Source organism: Frankia torreyi, from assembly GCF_000948395.1.
Taxonomy (GTDB): Bacteria; Actinomycetota; Actinomycetes; order Frankiales; family Frankiaceae; genus Frankia; species Frankia torreyi.
In genome coordinates this window covers 1-16,259 of record NZ_JYFN01000038.1, presented here as the reverse complement: position 1 = coordinate 16,259, position 16,259 = coordinate 1, and the positions used below count along the sequence as shown (strand labels likewise).

Annotated in this window: 13 protein-coding genes and 1 pseudogene; 8 read left to right on the top strand and 6 right to left on the bottom strand. The window is 72.3% G+C overall.

Annotated features, from left to right (window positions below):
- Positions 1 to 52: 52 nt before the first annotated feature.
- Positions 53 to 984 (bottom strand): annotated as a pseudogene (locus FF36_RS20950) (AraC family transcriptional regulator).
- Positions 985 to 1,135: 151 nt separating this feature from the next.
- Between FF36_RS20950 and FF36_RS20945 the strand changes: the two are divergent.
- Positions 1,136 to 1,654, top strand: a complete 519-nt coding sequence (locus FF36_RS20945; protein WP_044886839.1) for an anthrone oxygenase family protein — start codon at positions 1,136 to 1,138, stop codon at positions 1,652 to 1,654.
- Positions 1,655 to 1,710: 56 nt separating this feature from the next.
- Here FF36_RS20945 and FF36_RS20940 read toward each other — a convergent pair whose 3' ends face one another.
- Positions 1,711 to 2,733, bottom strand: coding sequence for a helix-turn-helix domain-containing protein (locus FF36_RS20940; RefSeq protein WP_199865455.1), 1,023 nt, complete (start codon positions 2,731 to 2,733; stop codon positions 1,711 to 1,713).
- Positions 2,734 to 2,891: 158 nt separating this feature from the next.
- Here FF36_RS20940 and FF36_RS20935 point away from each other — a divergent pair, with 158 nt between their 5' ends.
- The 4 genes from FF36_RS20935 to FF36_RS20920 all read left to right on the top strand — a co-directional run bounded on the left by FF36_RS20935 (position 2,892) and on the right by FF36_RS20920 (position 5,923).
- Positions 2,892 to 3,884, top strand: coding sequence for an NAD-dependent epimerase/dehydratase family protein (locus tag FF36_RS20935; protein ID WP_044886838.1), 993 nt, complete (start codon positions 2,892 to 2,894; stop codon positions 3,882 to 3,884).
- A gap of 141 nt (positions 3,885 to 4,025) precedes the next feature.
- Positions 4,026 to 4,670, top strand: a complete 645-nt coding sequence (locus tag FF36_RS31645; protein ID WP_063870479.1) for a DUF5994 family protein — start codon at positions 4,026 to 4,028, stop codon at positions 4,668 to 4,670.
- A 65-nt stretch (positions 4,671 to 4,735) separates the two neighbouring features.
- Positions 4,736 to 5,623, top strand: coding sequence for a transglutaminase-like domain-containing protein (locus tag FF36_RS20925; RefSeq protein WP_044886837.1), 888 nt, complete (start codon positions 4,736 to 4,738; stop codon positions 5,621 to 5,623).
- A 54-nt stretch (positions 5,624 to 5,677) separates the two neighbouring features.
- Positions 5,678 to 5,923 carry a hypothetical protein gene (locus tag FF36_RS20920; protein ID WP_044886836.1) on the top strand — a complete coding sequence of 82 codons (246 nt, stop codon included), beginning with the start codon at positions 5,678 to 5,680 and terminating at the stop codon, positions 5,921 to 5,923.
- 105 nt (positions 5,924 to 6,028) lie between these two features.
- On the opposite strand, the gene FF36_RS20915 is transcribed toward FF36_RS20920, so the two are convergent.
- A complete protein-coding gene (locus FF36_RS20915) occupies positions 6,029 to 6,565 on the bottom strand; it encodes a glutathione peroxidase (protein WP_044886835.1) in 537 nt (178 codons plus the stop codon).
- Between the two features lie 209 nt (positions 6,566 to 6,774).
- On the opposite strand from FF36_RS20915, the gene FF36_RS20910 reads away from it, so the two are divergent.
- Positions 6,775 to 6,957 (top strand): Trm112 family protein, encoded by a 183-nt coding sequence (locus tag FF36_RS20910; RefSeq protein WP_009739962.1) that lies wholly within the window; start codon positions 6,775 to 6,777, stop codon positions 6,955 to 6,957.
- Between the two features lie 73 nt (positions 6,958 to 7,030).
- Here FF36_RS20910 and rpsA read toward each other — a convergent pair whose 3' ends face one another.
- The 3 genes from rpsA to FF36_RS20895 all read right to left on the bottom strand — a co-directional run bounded on the left by rpsA (position 7,031) and on the right by FF36_RS20895 (position 12,445).
- Positions 7,031 to 8,515, bottom strand: coding sequence for a 30S ribosomal protein S1 (rpsA, locus tag FF36_RS20905; RefSeq protein ID WP_044886834.1), 1,485 nt, complete (start codon positions 8,513 to 8,515; stop codon positions 7,031 to 7,033).
- 636 nt (positions 8,516 to 9,151) lie between these two features.
- Positions 9,152 to 10,894 carry an acyltransferase family protein gene (locus FF36_RS20900; RefSeq protein ID WP_044886833.1) on the bottom strand — a complete coding sequence of 581 codons (1,743 nt, stop codon included), beginning with the start codon at positions 10,892 to 10,894 and terminating at the stop codon, positions 9,152 to 9,154.
- 114 nt (positions 10,895 to 11,008) lie between these two features.
- A complete protein-coding gene (locus FF36_RS20895; RefSeq protein ID WP_370657164.1) occupies positions 11,009 to 12,445 on the bottom strand; it encodes an ArnT family glycosyltransferase in 1,437 nt (478 codons plus the stop codon).
- Positions 12,446 to 12,744: 299 nt separating this feature from the next.
- On the opposite strand from FF36_RS20895, the gene FF36_RS20890 reads away from it, so the two are divergent.
- Together FF36_RS20890 and FF36_RS20885 are read left to right on the top strand one after the other, a co-directional pair.
- Positions 12,745 to 15,240, top strand: coding sequence for an acyltransferase family protein (locus FF36_RS20890; protein WP_242422684.1), 2,496 nt, complete (start codon positions 12,745 to 12,747; stop codon positions 15,238 to 15,240).
- A gap of 63 nt (positions 15,241 to 15,303) precedes the next feature.
- Positions 15,304 to 16,259: GDP-mannose 4,6-dehydratase (locus FF36_RS20885; RefSeq protein ID WP_044883023.1), on the top strand; the 956-nt coding region annotated here is incomplete at its 3' end.

The window sequence follows — 16,259 nt, the reverse complement described above, 5'->3', positions numbered from 1 at the left end:
CTTGACAACAACCCTAACGGTCTCGCGCCGAGCCCCCGCCCCGGCGGCCTGCTCACCGTGCGCGGTGTTCGCGGGGGCTGACGCCGTAGTGGCGGCGGAAGGCGGTGCTCAGGGCGAAGGGGCTGCCGTAGCCGACCCGGCGGGCCACCGATCCGACGGAGGCGTCCGGTTCGCGTAGCAGGTCGGCGGCCAGTGCCAGGCGCCAGCCGGTGAGGTAGGCGATCGGGGGCTCGCCGACGAGATCGGTGAACCGGCGGGCGAAGGCGGCCCGGGAGGCTCCGCAGGCGGCGGCAAGCTCCGCGACCGTCCACGGGTGTTGGGGCGTGTGGTGCACCAGGCGCAGCGCCGGGCCCACGACCGGGTCGTCGTTCGCCCGCCACCACGCGGGGGCAGCCGCCTCGGCCCGGGCGAACCAGGTGCGCACGACCGCGACGACGAGCAGATCCAGCAGCCGGTCCAGCACGATCTCCTGACCGGGATCGTCCCGGCCGACCTCGCGGGCGAGCAGATCCACGAGCGGGGAGTCCCAGTCGCCGGCCCGGACCACGGCGAGCGCCGGCAGCGCGGTGAGCAGCCGACGGCTGACCTCGGTGCGCAACTGGTAAACGCCGGCCACCAGCTCGGCCGCGCCGTCGCGGCTGTTACCCCAGGCGCGCAGCCCGAGTTTCATCGACAGGTCGAGGCTCTCCCCGGACGGGGTGGTGCAGACCTGGCCGGGATGGATGACGATCTGGGCCGGGGTCGCCGGGTCGTCGGCCACTCGATACGGCTCGGGCCCGCGGATGACGATGACGTCCCCGGCGGTCAGGCGCACGGCGGGCCGGTCGTCGGGGACCACCCACGCGTGCCCGCGCACGATCGCGACGATGGCCAGCGGGGCCTCGTCCTGGATGCGTAGCGCGACCAGGGCGGGCTCATGGTCAGGCGCAGCAGGAAGGCACCGTGCGCCCGGGGGCCGTCCAGTAACCCGGCGATCGCGTCCATGCGGGAGATCGTAACGGCGGCCCAGCCCTCACCACACCGGATGGATGGACGCTCGCGTATGCAGACGAGCGTCCGGGCCATGGCTCGTCCCGATCGCGCGCATTTCACTGGATCACGACAGCTTCCGGCCCGGCCAGACAGGACGGCGCACATGACCTCCAGGGTTCTGCCCACGCTCACGCTGATCACCGCCGTCGGGGCGGCGGTCGTGGGCGGGGTGCTCTTCGCCTTCTCCGCCTTCGTGATGACCGCGCTGCGCCGGCTGCCGCCCGACCAGGGGCTCGCCGCGATGCAGAGCGTCAACCGCGAGGCCCCGACGGCCGCCTTCATGCTGGTCATGTTCGGTACCGCCGCCACCTGCGTCGTGCTCGGCGTCGCGTCGGTGCGTGATCCGCACGAGCCGGGGGCCTGGTACCGCCTGGCCGGGGCCGCGCTCTACCTGCTCGGGGTGCTGCTCACGATCGCCTACCACGTGCCCCACAACGACGCCCTCGCCCGGGTGGACCCGACCACCGCCGGCGCGGCCGACTCCTGGCTGCGCTACGCGGGCGACTGGACGGCCTGGAACCACGTCCGGACGCTGCTCTCGGTCGCCGGCGCGGTCGTCCTCGTCGCCGCGGTGCGAGTAGGCGACCGGGCCGCGGCGGCGCTCCCGGATCCGACCGGATGAGCAACGAGGCCGGCGCGGCGGAACCGGCCCCACGGGAGGCAGCGCCATCCCGCCTGTCAGACGGCGCCGCAGTGGGGGCGGGCGAAGGCGGTGCGGTAGGCGGTCGGGGTGAGCCCGGTGCGGCGCAGCAGGTGCTGACGCAGCGAGTCCGCCGAGCCCAGCCCGCTGCGCCGGGCGACATGATCCATCGTCAGGTCGGTGGTCTCCAGCAGCTCGCGGGCCCGCTCGATGCGCTGGTGCAGCAGCCACTGCAGCGGGCTGAGGCCCGTCTGGGCCCGGAAGCGCCGCCCGAGCGTCCGCTCACTGACGTGCGCGTGCGCGGCGAGGTCGGCGAGGGTGAGCGGCTCGTCGAGGCGCGCCAGCGCCCAGTCCCGGGTGCGGGCCAGGCCGCTGCCGTCCGGGCCGGGCAGCGGCGTCGGGAGGCGCTGGTTCTGGTCGCCGGCGCGCGCGGGGGCCGCCACCGCGAGGCGGGCCGCCGCGTTCGCGACCGCGCTGCCGTAGTCGCTGCGCACCAGGTGCAGGCACAGGTCGATGCCCGCGGCGAGCCCGGCCGAGGTCACGATCTGGCCGTCCTCGACGAACAGCACGTCCGCGCGGACGTCGACGGCGGGGAAGCGGCTGCTCAACGCCCCGGCCTGCACCCAGTACGTGGTCGCCTGCCGGCCGTCGAGCAGGCCGGCCTGGGCCAGGACGAACGCGCCGGTGCAGATCGAGGCGATCCGGCGGCCGGCGGCCGCCGCCGCCCGCAGCGCGGCCAGCACCCGCGCATCGGCGTCGACCCGGGCACCGGTGCCGGTGACGATGACAGTGTCCGCGCAGGCGACGGCGTCGAGCCCCCGGCTGACGGTGAGGCCCATCCCGCCACCGTCCCCTTCGACGGCGACCGGCCCGGGGTCGGCCGCGCAGACGACCACCTCGTAGCCGGGCCGGTCGGCGACGAACGTGGCGCCGAGGACGAGCTGGGGGATGGACAGGTCGAACATCGTCACCGGCGGCACGGCGATCACCGCGACCCGGTGCGGCGGGCCGGACGGGCCAGACGAGCCGGGGGTACCGGGGGTGGTGATCGCCGCGGGCATGGTTCCCATCATCACCGCGGCAGCGCGGCCCGATCCGATCATGGCGGAAACCTCCGGACATCTGGCGTCCGAAGGGCTGCCGCGGGTGCGCGGGCCCGACGAGGGTGATCCGGACGAGCCCGGTCCGCACCGGGACGCCCACCCACGAGGAGCAAGTAATGAGCCTGCACGTGATCGTCGGGGCCGGCGCGACCGGCATCGCCACCGCCCACCTCCTCGCCGACGCCGGGGATCAGGTCAGGCTGGTCACCCGCAGTGGCCGCGGCCCCCGCCGTCCGGGGATCGAGCTGGTGGCGGCCGACGCCACCGACGCCGACCGGCTGACCGAGCTGACCACCGGCGCGCGAACCCTGTTCGGCTGCGCCGCACCCGCCTACGACCGGTGGCCGGCGCTGTTCCCGCCGCTGGCCGCCGCGCTGCTGGCAGCCGCCGAGCGCACCGGCGCCGGCTACGTCATGCTCGGCAACACCTACGGCTACGGCCCGGTCGACGGGCCGATCACCGAGGACCGGCCGCTGGCCCCGATCACGGTCAAGGGGCGGGTGCGGGCCGCGATGTGGCACGACGCTCTGGCCGCCCACCACGCCGGCCGGGTCCGGGCGACCGAGGTGCGCGCGGCGGACTTCCTCGGCGCAGGCGCCTACTCGCTCTACAACCTGCTGGTCGCGCCGAAGATCCTCGCTGGCGCGCCCGCCGCCTTCCCGGGGGACCTCGACGCCGCCCACAGCTGGGCCTACGTCGGCGAGGTCGCCCGCGCCCTCGTCGCGATCAGCCGGGATGACCGCGCCTGGGGCCGGAGCTGGCACGCGCCGAGCGTGCCGCTCTCGGTGCGTGAGCTGTCCCGGCGGCTCGTGGCCGCCAGCGCCCCCGATACCGCCGACACCGCCGACACCGCCGAGGCGCGGGAGCCGGAGCTGGTCCGGTTGACCGCGGCGGAACTCGCCGCAGCCGGCGCCGCCGACCCCGTGACCGCCGAGGTGGTGGAGATGCTCTACCTGTACGAGCGGCCCTGCGTACTCGACTCGACCAGTACCGAACAGACGTTCGCGCTGCCCCCGGGCAGCCTCGACGTCGCGCTGGCCGAAACCGCCGCCGCGGACCCCGGCAACGGTCGCGCCGGCCTCCGCGGCGAAGGGCGGACGGTCCGGTGACCAGGGTTCCGCGCGGGCGGTACGGCCGCCGGGCGTAGCATGGTCGTTGACCGGGTGTACCGCGAGCGTCGACCAGCAGGCCGACCCAGCCACCGGTCGCAGCCATCCGATGGTCATCGTCATCGGAGTGAGGCGGCCGTCATGACGACGAGCCCGCATGTCCCTCTCACCGACCGCGCCGACATCGCTCGGTTCGATGACGACGGTGGCGCTCCGTCCCGGTTCACGACCTCGCATCCCGCGACGCCTCCGGCCGCGGCATCGCCCGCCAAGCCGGGCGGCGCAGACGTCGGGGATGGTGCGGCCGCGGCCGCGGCCCGCCTGACGTTGTCCCCGGACCGCGGCGAGGGTTCCTTTGACGGCGGCTGGTGGCCGCGGACGATGCGGCTCACCGACGAGCTGCCCGGCCTTCTCACCGCGCTGGCGGGCGCCGACGAAAGCGTCCGCCGGGTCTGCGTGAACGGCGACGCCTGGACGGCGATTCCCAGCCTGGCCGGTGGGTCCGGGCTGCCCCTGGTCCGGGTGGACTGGTTTCGAACCCTCGATCGGCGGGTGGTCACCGCGGGCAGCGACGGGGGCAGGCCCAGGCTGCGACTGCTCGTGATCCCGCCCGAGACCGCAGCCGGGCCGGCCCGGGTGCTGCTGCGCGCGGTCGCGGCCGGCGCGTTGACCGGTTCGCCCGGCGAGATCCTGCGGCAGGCCGGCGCCGAGGCCTCGACAGAGCACGGCGGGCCGATCAGCGCCGCGGTGCCGGAGTTGTCTCCGGCGCCCTCGGTGTCGCCCTGACCATGGGCGGGACGGCCAGGACGGCCAGGACGGGCGGGACGGCCAGGACGAGCGAGACAGGCGACATGGGCGTCCTTGCCGGCCGTGAGTGGCCCAGGCCGGCTGGCGGCGACGATCGGGGCCGGGTCGTCACCTGCGACCTGGCCTTCGACGTCCAGGAGCCCGCCGACATCGCGGTGCAGATCGCCCCCGCCGAGCGCGGCGGCCGCATGCACGCCGAACGCCTGGAGCTGGCGATCGACGGAGCCCCCCTCGCCCCGCCGGTCGAGCTGGCCGCGCCGCACGGCGGGCGCATCCACCTGCTACGAGTGCCCCGCGGACTGTTCGCGGCGTCCTACCGGGCGGACCTCGACAGTCCGCGCCCCCGTCCCGGCCCGCACCCAACCGGAGTGGCGGGCGACGAGCCCCTTGACCTGCAACGGCTGACCTACCTGCGCCCGAGCCGCTACTGCCCGTCGGACCATGTCGTCGGGCTCGCCGTGGCCGAGTTCGGCGCCCTGCCCCAGGGCCGGCCCCGGGTCGACGCCGTCGTGGACTGGATCCACCACCGGATCGGCTATGTCGCCGGCGCCAGCACGGTCCACGACACCGCCGAGGACACCCTGCTGACCGGGCAGGGAGTGTGCCGCGACTTCGCCCACCTGGGCGTCACCCTCTGTCGAGCGCTGGGGATACCCGCCAGGTTCACCGCGGTCTATGCACCCGGGCTGACTCCGATGGACTTTCACGCCGTCTTCGAGGCCTGGACCGACGGCGCCTGGCACGTCCACGACCCGACCCGGCGGGTTCCGCGTGACGGGCTGGTCCGGATCGCGACCGGCCGGGACGCCGCCGACACCGCGTTCGCCGCGGTCCTGGGCGGCATCGCCACCCTGCGGTCGGTCGAGGTCACCGCCACGGTGACCGGACTCCTGCCGGCCGACGACCACCGGGCCGAGGCCGTCCTCGCCTGATCCCCGCGGCCCGCGGCCCGACCTGTGCACGACCCGAAGGAATGGAAGGCCGCCATGAGTGACACCGACCCCGCCCGCCTGGACGAGATCGCATTCCATCTGCTCACCGCGCAGCGGGCCAGCCGTGGCATCCGCCGCCTCGCCAACGCCGCCGTCGAGATCGGCGAACCGGTGGACGCGGCAGGCGTCAGCGCGGTCCTCGCCGAGTTCCGTGCGGCCTACCGCGACGTGCACGCGGTCCTCGCCAGCGGCAACGCCGAGGACATCGTGTACCTTGCCGCCCAGCTCGATCGAACCTGATCGGGCCCGACCGGCTGGGCCGCCCCGGCGACGCGTTGCCCGCGCCGGGGCGGCGCAGAACGACCGCTCACCGGCCGGACGCCGGTGAGCGGGGCCCACGCGGTGCTACGCCAGGGTGGCGTCGAGGTCCTTGCGGATCTCCTCGGGGGTGACCGTCGGCTCGTAGCGGCGCACGACGTTGCCCTCGCCGTCGACGAGGAACTTGGTGAAGTTCCACTTGACCTCGTCGGTGCCGATCGCTTCGGGCCGGGTCTTCGAGACGTGCTCGTAGAGGAAGCCGGACTCGGGCCCGAAGTCCCCGGGCGCCTCGGTGCGCAGGTACTTGAACAGCGGCGCGGCGCCGTCGCCGTTCACCTCGACCTTGCTCAGCACCGGGAAGGTGACGTTGTAGTTGGTCGAGCAGAAGTTCTGGATCTCCTCGTCGGTGCCCGGCTCCTGGCCACCGAACTGGTTGCACGGGAAGCCAAGGATCTCCAGGCCGCGGCCGTGCAGCTCCTGGTAGAGCGACTCGAGCCCCTCGTACTGCGGCGTCAGGCCGCACTTGCTGGCAACATTGACGATCAGGAGCGTCTGGCCGGCGTAGTCGCCCAGCGAGCGGCTGCTGCCGTCGGGGGTGTCGACGGTGAAATCGTGGACAGTCATGATCAACCTGACTCTCGTGACGGGTGATCCCGATCCTCACGGCCGATGGTTCGGCCGCTGAACAATCCTGACGCTACTCCGCCCCATGCCTTTATGTCACCATGTCGGGTGCATAATCGTGCGCCGATTCGGAGGGGAGCGGCCGTCTGGGATGCTCGGGTGGTCCGACGGCAGCGACCGATGGCGACGAACGAACAGGAACGCCCGACATGAGCATCGAACCCGACCTGCTGAAGATCCTTGCCTGCCCGGTCGACAAGGGGCCGCTGGAACTGGTCGACGGCTGGCTGGTCAACCCGCGGCTCGGCCACCGCTACGAGATCCGCGACGAGGTCCCGATCCTGCTACGGCCGGACCACGTCGACCCCGCGGTGGCCCGCGCCCAGCGCTGACCCGCACCAGACACAACAGCGGGGCCCGAGGAAGATTCCTCGGGCCCCGCTGTCACGTACGCGGCAGGGTCGCTTACTCCCGACCGAACTGCTCCCGCAGGCGACGCAGTGCTTCCTCGTCGATGGCGGACGCAGGCTGGTCGGACTGGGAGGAGGCGGTGTAGGAGGAGGGAGCGGCCGCCGCGGCGTCCGCCTCCTGCGCGGCCCGGATCTGGACCTGGTGCGCCTCGAAGCGGGACTGGGCCTCGGCGTACTGCCGCTCCCATTCCGCCTGCTGCTCCTCGTAGCCTTCCAGCCACTCCCCGGTCTCCGGGTCGAAGCCCTCGGGGTAGACGTAATTGCCCTGCTCGTCGTACTTGGCTTCCATGCCGTACTGGCTCGGGTCGAACGCCTCGCCGTCGACGGCCAGCCCCGACGCCTCGTTCGCCTGCTTGAGCGACAGACTGATCCGGCGCCGGTCGAGGTCGATGTCGATCACCTTGACCAGGATCTCGTCACCGACGTTGACGACCTGCTCCGGAATCTCCACGTGCCGCTCGGCGAGCTCGGAGATGTGGACCAGACCCTCGATGCCCTCGTCCACCCGGACGAACGCGCCGAACGGCACCAGCTTCGTGACCCGGCCGGGAACGACCTGGCCGATCGCGTGGGTGCGGGCGAACTGACGCCACGGGTCTTCCTGCGTCGCCTTCAGCGACAGCGAGACCCGCTCGCGGTCCAGGTCGACGTCGAGAACCTCGACGGTGACCTCCTGGCCGACCTCGACCACCTCGGACGGGTGATCGATGTGCTTCCAGGACAGCTCCGAGACGTGCACCAGCCCGTCGACGCCACCGAGGTCCACGAAGGCACCGAAGTTGACGATCGAGCTGACGACGCCCTTACGGATCTGACCCTTGGCCAGTTGGGCGAGGAACTCGGAGCGGACCTCACTCTGGGTCTGCTCCAGCCATGCCCGCCGCGAGAGCACAACGTTGTTACGGTTCTTGTCGAGCTCGATGATCTTGGCTTCGAGCTCACGCCCCACGTAGGGCTGCAGGTCGCGGACTCGGCGCATCTCCACGAGGGAAGCCGGCAGGAAGCCACGGAGGCCGATGTCGAGGATGAGACCACCCTTGACAACCTCGATGACGGTGCCGGTGACGACGCCGTCCTCGTCCTTGAGCTTCTCGATCGTGCCCCAGGCGCGCTCGTACTGGGCGCGCTTCTTGGACAGGATCAGACGGCCTTCTTTGTCCTCCTTCTGGAGGACAAGGGCCTCGACGTGGTCGCCGACACTCACGACCTCGTGCGGGTCGACATCGTGCTTGATCGACAGCTCTCGGGACGGGATCACGCCCTCGGTCTTGTACCCGATGTCGAGCAGAACCTCGTCGCGATCGACCTTGACGATGATGCCGTCGACGATGTCCCCATCGTTGAAGAACTTGATCGTCTTGTCGACTGCCGCGAGGAAGTCTTCGGCCGAGCCGATGTCGTTGACCGCTACCTGTGGTGTGGTCGGGCTCTGCGCGGTGGTCACGGTCTCCACGGGTCGTACGTCGGTGGTGCTCGTCAAGGGGTCGGCTCCGACTAGGGGTGGTCGTCCGCGCGAGGGCCGGATCGAACCGCCGGGACCGAGGGACAGAGACAACGCCAGAAAACGAAGAAACTGTCAGAACCGATAGCGACGCTCGAGTGGATCCGCTCGGTCTGAGACCCACGGACCCTCGTGCACAGACCCAAGTCTAGGGATGGGTGTCCGGAGTGGTCAACGGGAGCCGGCGTACGGACGCTTCCGAGCTGGCACTGCGGTCACGCTACGCAGACAGAAGCCGTCCATATGTAGCTATGTGCTGCCGCCCCGCCACGCTCGCGCGACGCTGGCCACGGCCAGCCCGTCCGCCGTCCGCGCGGCGAGCCGATCTCCGCCGCCCCCGCTCCCCCCGGACGGGCGCACACAGCACGGTGAGATCAAAGGAAAAATCATCATCAAACCGACATATTGGGCGATCGGTCGGGAAGGTCGTGCGGAGGCGGAAAGTGCGCGGGTACCCTCCCGGACGCGAGGTGCCGGGACGGAGGACCACCACAGCCTGGTAGGCGGGGCGCCCGCGCCGGGCAGAGGGCAGCCGCGATCGGCGGCGGCCGGCGGGCGGCCGGCGGCCACGATCGGCGGCGCGTCAGGAAGGCGGGTGCCAGGTCGGGCGACTGATCAGGCTCGGCCGGCCGGCCCGCGCTCGGCGCCACCCGACTCCGGACGCCCGCCCGGGCCGATCCACTCCAGCCCGTCGAGGCCGGGCCCCGACGGGCTGTCGGTACTGGGCCGTGACGGCCGGTCAGGATCGGGCCGAGGCGGCCGGTCGGGACTGGGCCGGGCCGGGTCAGGCCGGGCCGGCCGGTCCGCGCCGGACGCGACGCCGGGCTGTCCACGCCAGGCCCGCGGCACCCAGCCCTCCGCGGCCTCCCGCGCGTCGGCCTCCGCCGCGCCCGCCCCCGCCGGCCGCTGCCGGCCGCCCGGCCGGGCGGCCGACCCGGTCAGCAGTGGCACCGTCGGGCTATCCCCGGGCACGCCGGCGACCGCGACCGCCGCCCGGGCCCCCGGCACCACCCCCGGGAACACGCCGATCGGGCCCTGCGGCTGCGCACCTCCGCCGCCGGGCGCGGTGCCCGCGCCCGGTCCCACCCGCCCGCGGCGGCGTGCCACCCAGGCGTCCGCGCGCCGGGCCCAGCCGTGGGAAAGGCGGATGCAGGGCCGCTCGATGAGGTGGTGCGTCGCGGTGGCGACGGCCACCGTCAGCACGACGACGATCGCCAGGAACGGCGCATAGGGGATCTTCCACAGCCGCCAGCCGCTGTGCTCCAGCACGAGGTCGATGACGGTGGAGTGCCACAGGTAGATGCCGTACGAGATCGCGCCGAGGAACGCCAGCGGCCGGCTGGCCAGCAACGGCCGCACCGCACCACGGTCCTGGCGCCCGAAGACCGCTGGCAGCAGCAGGAAGAACCCGAACAGCCCGTACAGCAGGTGCCGGTTCATGTCCTGAGCCCGGTCGGGATCGAAGATCGGCACCAGCGGCAGACCGGCGTGCCTGCTCGCCACCCAGTAGATCAACGCCGCCACGGCCCAGCAGGCCGTTCCCGAGCCGGGCAGGCCCGCCCAGCGGGGCTGGCGGCCGAGCTGGGCGTACCGGGCGGAGACCACGGCGAGCGCCATCCCCATGGCGAACAGGTCCCACCAGACGGGCAGCCAGGCGTTCCAGCCGGACATCCAGGCCTGCCTGCTCGGGATGACCAGGAAGTGGATGACCTTCGCGGCCAGGAAGGTCACCGCCAACGCGGCCAGCTCCACCCGGACCTGGGCCTCGGGCGAGCGGCGGCGCCGGCCGAGCAGCCAGGCGTAGACGGGCACGGCGAGGTAGAACGCGACCTCGATATCGAGCGTCCAGGCCTGGGTGAGGCCCTGGATGGCCCAGTGATCCTGGTAGCCCTGCAGGAAGAACGCGGTCTGGAAGATCCCGGCGAGCCCGTGCACGCCGACCCGGTCGTCGCTGACCACGTTGAGGGTGACGGCGAGCGCCACCCAGTAGAGGGGGACGATCCGCATGAACCGCCGCACCAGGTAACCCGGTGCGGCGGCGGCGGGAACGCCCGCGAGCAGGGCCGCGACGAACGGGCGGTAGAGCAGAAATCCCGAGATCAGGAAGAACACCGCAACCCCGGCCTCACCGCGCGCGGTGTAGGGACCGAACCCGCTGCTGGTGGTGAACCCCGCCGGGAACGACGTGTGCACCACGACGACGAGCAGCGCCGCGATCGCGCGCAGACCGTCGAAGCCCGGAAAGACGACCTTGGGCGGGCGGGTGCCGAGGGGACGGCGCGGATCGGGGATCGAGGCGGAATCGGTGGGCGCGTCGGTGACGACGGCATCCGAACGGGGGCGGACAGGGCCGGTCACCGCGAGTTTGCCTCGAGATACGCAATGTCCGGCACGGTGAAAAACGTACCAGCACGGCGGATTATGGAGCTAGCACACCCCGCACATAACGGCTTTTTCCACCCACTGGCGTAGTCAGGTCGGGTAACCCTGGTCGGATTCGGATCGCACCGGTTGCCCACCCGGGATCCGCTTGGCCCGGGAACGCACCGGGCCGGCGAGCCGGCCGGCGGCGGCCGTGATCGCGACCGCGGCGAGCAGTACCACCGCAGGCTCAGCGGCGGCCCGGAAGCGGGTGGTGCCGTAGACCACCACCGTCGCCAGACTCAGCGTGATGGGCACCGCGAGCAGGGGCAGCAGCGGGGTCCGGCGGCGGCGCAGCACGACCACGCCGCCGAGCGCGGCCACTTCCAGCACCCACAGCGTCACCATCCCGACCCGGCTCAGGCTCAGCGGCCGCAGCTCGATCGTGTCGAGGCGGGCCTGCTGCCACGGGTGGTAGACGCCCCAGGTGCGGCCGAGGCGGGCGGCGGCCACCGTGGGCAGCCGGTCGGAATGGCCACGGATGTAGTCGTACGCGGCATGTCGGTAGAAGACATCGCGCTCGGAGCGTTCCTCGGGCGGCGGCGGGAGCGCCAGCACGCAGTCGAACGACCACCAGCCCAGATCGCGCCCGGAGTACGTCGCCGGGCAGTGGGTGACGGCCAGGGTGGAGCCGAGGCCGGTGGACAGGTACTCCGGCTCGTGGAACCGCGACAGGTTGTAGGCGGTCCACGGGGCGATGGCGGCCACGCTCGTCGTGGCCGCCACGGCCAGCAGTGCGGCGCGACGCCGCCAGGCCACGCCGCGGGCCATCGCGACGAGCGGCACGACGAGCACGAGGGCCAGTAGGGCCAGTTCGGCGCGCGCGAGCATCACCGCCGCCAGCGCCAGCCCGAGCCAGGCTGCCTCGGCGAACCCTCGACGGTCGGCGAAACGGCAGGCGGCGAGGATGATCCAGGCGCAGGTCAGAATGCCCGTCGTCTCGGACATCACCAGCGGGTCGTTGAGCCACATGCCGGGGTAGACGGCCGCGATCCCGCCGGCCACCAGCCCGGTGGCCGGACCGGCGACCCGGCGCCCGGCGAGGGCGACCAGCACGATCGCGCCGACCCCCAGCAGGCAGGAGAAAAGCTGGTGGGACAGGAAGCTGGTGAAGCCCAGCAACGACGGGACGGCCAGCAGAAGGCTGGTCAGCGGCGGGTGCTGGGCGTCGGCGACGTAGCGCCCGGCCAGGCGCAGCTCGTACGGGTCGGGCCAGCCGCGGCCGTCGGCGAACAGGTTCGCCGCCTCGTGGTAGTAGAACGGATCACCCTGGACCGCCACCGGGTGCAGCCAGTGGAACAGGTAGAACAGCCGGATCCCCAGGCCGATCAGGCAGATCGCCGCCAGCCCGGCGTACCAGCGTCGCGGTCGCCCGAGCCGGGCGCGCGCCGGCTCCCCGGCGGGCTCAGGCTCCACCGCCGACGCGGACTCCACCGCCGACCCGGACTCCACCGCCGACCCGGACTCCACCGCCGACCCGGACTCCACCGCCGACGCGGACTCCCCAGCGGACGCGGACTCCCCAGCGGACGCGGGGGCCCCGGCAGGCGCGGGAGCCGGTTCGGGGACGCCCGGCGGTACCGGCGCCGCCCCCACCGTCCGTGGCTGCCCCGCCGTGGTCTCAGACACGCGCGGAAAGTACCAACATGCTGGTTTCGGGCAGACAACGCGTCCGGCATCAAGGCCACAAACATACCGCGCGTGCACGGCGTGACGCTGTTGCGATTAGCCTTGCCGCTCGGACGTCCTGATGCGATCGGGGTCGGCGAGCCGCGGTGGCGGACCCGATGCGGAGCCGCCGAGCCCGCACCGCGGCCGCCGCCCGGTTCCACGGCCCGATGGCGCCCCGGCGACGACGAGGAGGGACCAGGCTGACCAGCAACGACGCCGACACCGTCCCGCTGGCGTCCGGGGATCGACAGCGGCGGTCGTCCGCCGAGCAGCAGGCCGACACGACCCCGATCAGCACCCGCGCGGGCGGGCCGCATAGCCCGGGCGGGGGCCCGCAGCCCCGACGCTCGACAGCGGAGCGTGAGGGGCACTTTGGTGACGGTCGGCACGGTGCCGACCGCAGGCGCCGGGATCAGCCTCCTCGCCGCCACGAGCGGGCCGCGGCCGAGCGCCGGCCCGAGGCCCCAGCCCAGCGACCCGAGCCCCGCGTCCGCCGCGACGGGGCCCGCGCCCACCTCGCGACACCCCAGCGTCCGGCGACCGGCCGCGGGCCGGCGCGGCCACCGACCCGGCCCGAGGACGACCTCGACGCCACCGGCCCCGTGCTCGCCCCGCTGGGGCACCTGCCCGCCCTGGACGGGCTACGCGCGTTCGCCGTCATGGCCGTCATCGCCTACCACGCCGGCGTCTCGTGGATGCCCGGCGGCCTGCTCGGCGTGGACACCTTCTTCGTCCTCTCGGGCTTCCTGATCACCGGGTTGCTCATCACCGAGTACCGCAACACCCGGCGCATCGACCTGCGCAGCTTCTGGGTCCGCCGGTCCCGCCGGCTGATGCCGGCGCTGCTGGTCCTGCTGATCGGGGTGGCGGCGTACGCCCGGTGGATCGCCTCCCCCGGCGACGTCGGAACGCTGCGCCTGGACGCCCTGTCGACGCTGCTGTACGTGGCGAACTGGCGCTTCGCCCTGTCCGACCAGAGCTACTTCAACCACTTCTCGGCGCCCTCGCCGCTGCTGCACACCTGGTCGCTGTCGGTCGAGGAGCAGTTCTACGTCCTGTGGCCGCTGGTCGTGTTCCTGCTCATGCGGCACAGCGCCCGCACGGTGGACCGCTGGCGCCGCCAGCGCCAGAAGGCCCAGTCCCTCGCGCTGACGGTGGCCGTGCTCGGCGCGGAGGCGTCCGCGCTGGTCGGCCTGGCCCTGCTGCTGCTCGGCACTGATCCGTCCCGGATCTACTATGGCACCGACAGCCGCGCCCAGGCGCTGCTGGTCGGCGCCGCGCTGGCGGTGTGGCGGGGGCAGCGGACGCGGCCGATCTCGGCCCGGGCCCGGTCGGTCATGTCAGTCGTCGGCTGCCTGGCGGGCGTGACGATGATCGTCATCTGGACCACGGTGAGCGGGGAGAACCGCGCGCTCTACGCCGGCGGGTTCCTCGGCGTCGCCGTCGTCGTGATGCTGCTCGTCGCCTCGCTCGTGGAGGCACCCGAGGGGCCGGTGTCGAAGGTGCTCGCCCTGGCCCCGCTGACGTTCATCGGGCGGATCTCCTACGGCCTGTACCTGTGGCACTGGCCGGTGTTCCTCACCCTGACGGCCACCCGGACCGGCACCGACGGCGTGGTCCTGCTGCTGCTGCGGCTCGGCGTCACGCTGGCGATCACGCTCGCGTCGTTCCACCTCGTGGAGGACCCGATCCGCCGCCGCCGGATCCGGCTGCCGAACCCGCGGCTGACCGTGCCCGCCGCGTTCGGCGGGGTCCTCGCGGTGATCCTGGTCGCCACGGCGGGCACCTCGGCGTCGGTGCGCACCCCCGCCGAGCTGGAGGCGCTGGCCAAGCGGGCGGCCGCCTCCCCGCAGCCGACCGTCACCGTGCACCCCGGCAGCGGCGCGCCGATCAAGGTGCTGCTCGGCGGCGACTCGGTGGCGCTCACGCTGGGCTTCAGCGATTTCTCCACGATGGCGGCCGCCCAGGGCATCGAGATCCACGACTTCTCCAAGCTCGGCTGCGGGGTCGCCCGCGGCATGCAGCGGCGCATCCTCGGCGAGGCCGGACCGACCACCGCCGGCTGCGACCAGTGGCCGCAGCGCTTCGCGCAGCGCGTCGACGAGGTCAATCCGGCGCTCGCGCTGCTGCTCGTCGGCCGCTGGGAGGTCACCGACCAGTTGCGCGACGGCCGTTGGACGCACATCGGCGACCCGGCGTTCGACGCCTACCTCGGCCGCGAGCTGGATCTTGCGATCACCACGCTCGGCGCCAAAGGCGCGAAAGTGGTACTTCTTACCACCCCGATCTTCAAGCCGACCGAGGCCCCGGACGGCAGCATCTACCCGGAGACGAAGGCCACGCGGGTCGAGCGCTTCAACGTGCTCCTACGCGAGGCCGCGGCCCGCCACCCCGGCACGAGCGTGATCGACATTACCTCCGTTCTCACACCGGGCAACAAGTACGTCGACGAGCTGGACGGCGTCCGGCTGCGCGACGACGACGGGGTGCACATCTCGAATGACGGCGCCCGACGCATCGGGACCGCGATCATTCCTCAGCTTCTTCGGATCGCCCGGGGGTCGGCGGCCGACGCCGCGGCCCCGCAGACCGTGGGAGCGGGACCCGGCTGACCGGCCCGGTTTACCTGACGCTAACCTTCCGCCCAGTACCGGGTGGTCTACAGGAGGATCGACGTGCCGCGTGCGCTGATTACCGGGATTACCGGTCAGGACGGGTTGTATCTGGGTGAGTTGTTGACCGCGAAGGGTTATGAGGTGTTCGGGTTGGTTCGGGGGCAGTCCAACCCGAAGGTGGCGGTGGTGGAGCGGGTGGTGCCGGGGGTGGTGTTGTTGGAGGGTGATCTGACGGATCTTTCGTCGTTGATCGGTGCGGTGGAGATCTCGCAGCCGGACGAGGTGTACAACCTGGGGGCGATCTCGTTCGTCGGACTGTCGTGGAAGCAGGCGGAGTTGACGGGGGAGACGACGGGGATGGGGGTGTTGCGGGTGTTGGAGGCGTTGCGGATCGCGGGTGGTAACGACATGTCGGGTGTGCGGTTCTATCAGGCGTCGTCGTCGGAGATGTTCGGGAAGGTGCGGGAGACGCCGCAGCGGGAGACGACGCCGTTTCATCCGCGGTCGCCGTATGGGGTGGCGAAGACGTTCGGGCATTATTTGACGGTGAATTATCGGGAGTCGTACGGGGCGTTTGCGTGTTCGGGGTTGTTGTTTAATCACGAGTCGCCGCGGCGGGGGATCGAGTTTGTGACGCGGAAGATCACGCGGGCGGTGGCGCGGATTTCGTTGGGGTTGCAGGACTCGTTGACGTTGGGGAATCTGGAGTCGCGGCGGGACTGGGGTTTTGCGGGGGATTATGTGGAGGCGATGTGGCGGATGTTGCAGCAGGACACTCCGGATGACTATGTGGTGGCGACGGGGGTGACGCATAGTATTCGGGAGTTGTTGGATGCGGCGTTCGGGCGGGTGGGGATTTCGGACTGGTCGGGGTTGGTGCAGCAGGATCCGCGGTTTTTCCGGCCGGCGGAGGTGGATGTGCTGGTGGGTGATCCGTCGAAGGCGCGCGAGGTGTTGGGGTGGACGCCGCGGGTCGGGTTCGAGGAGTTGATCGCGATGATGGTCGACGCCGACCT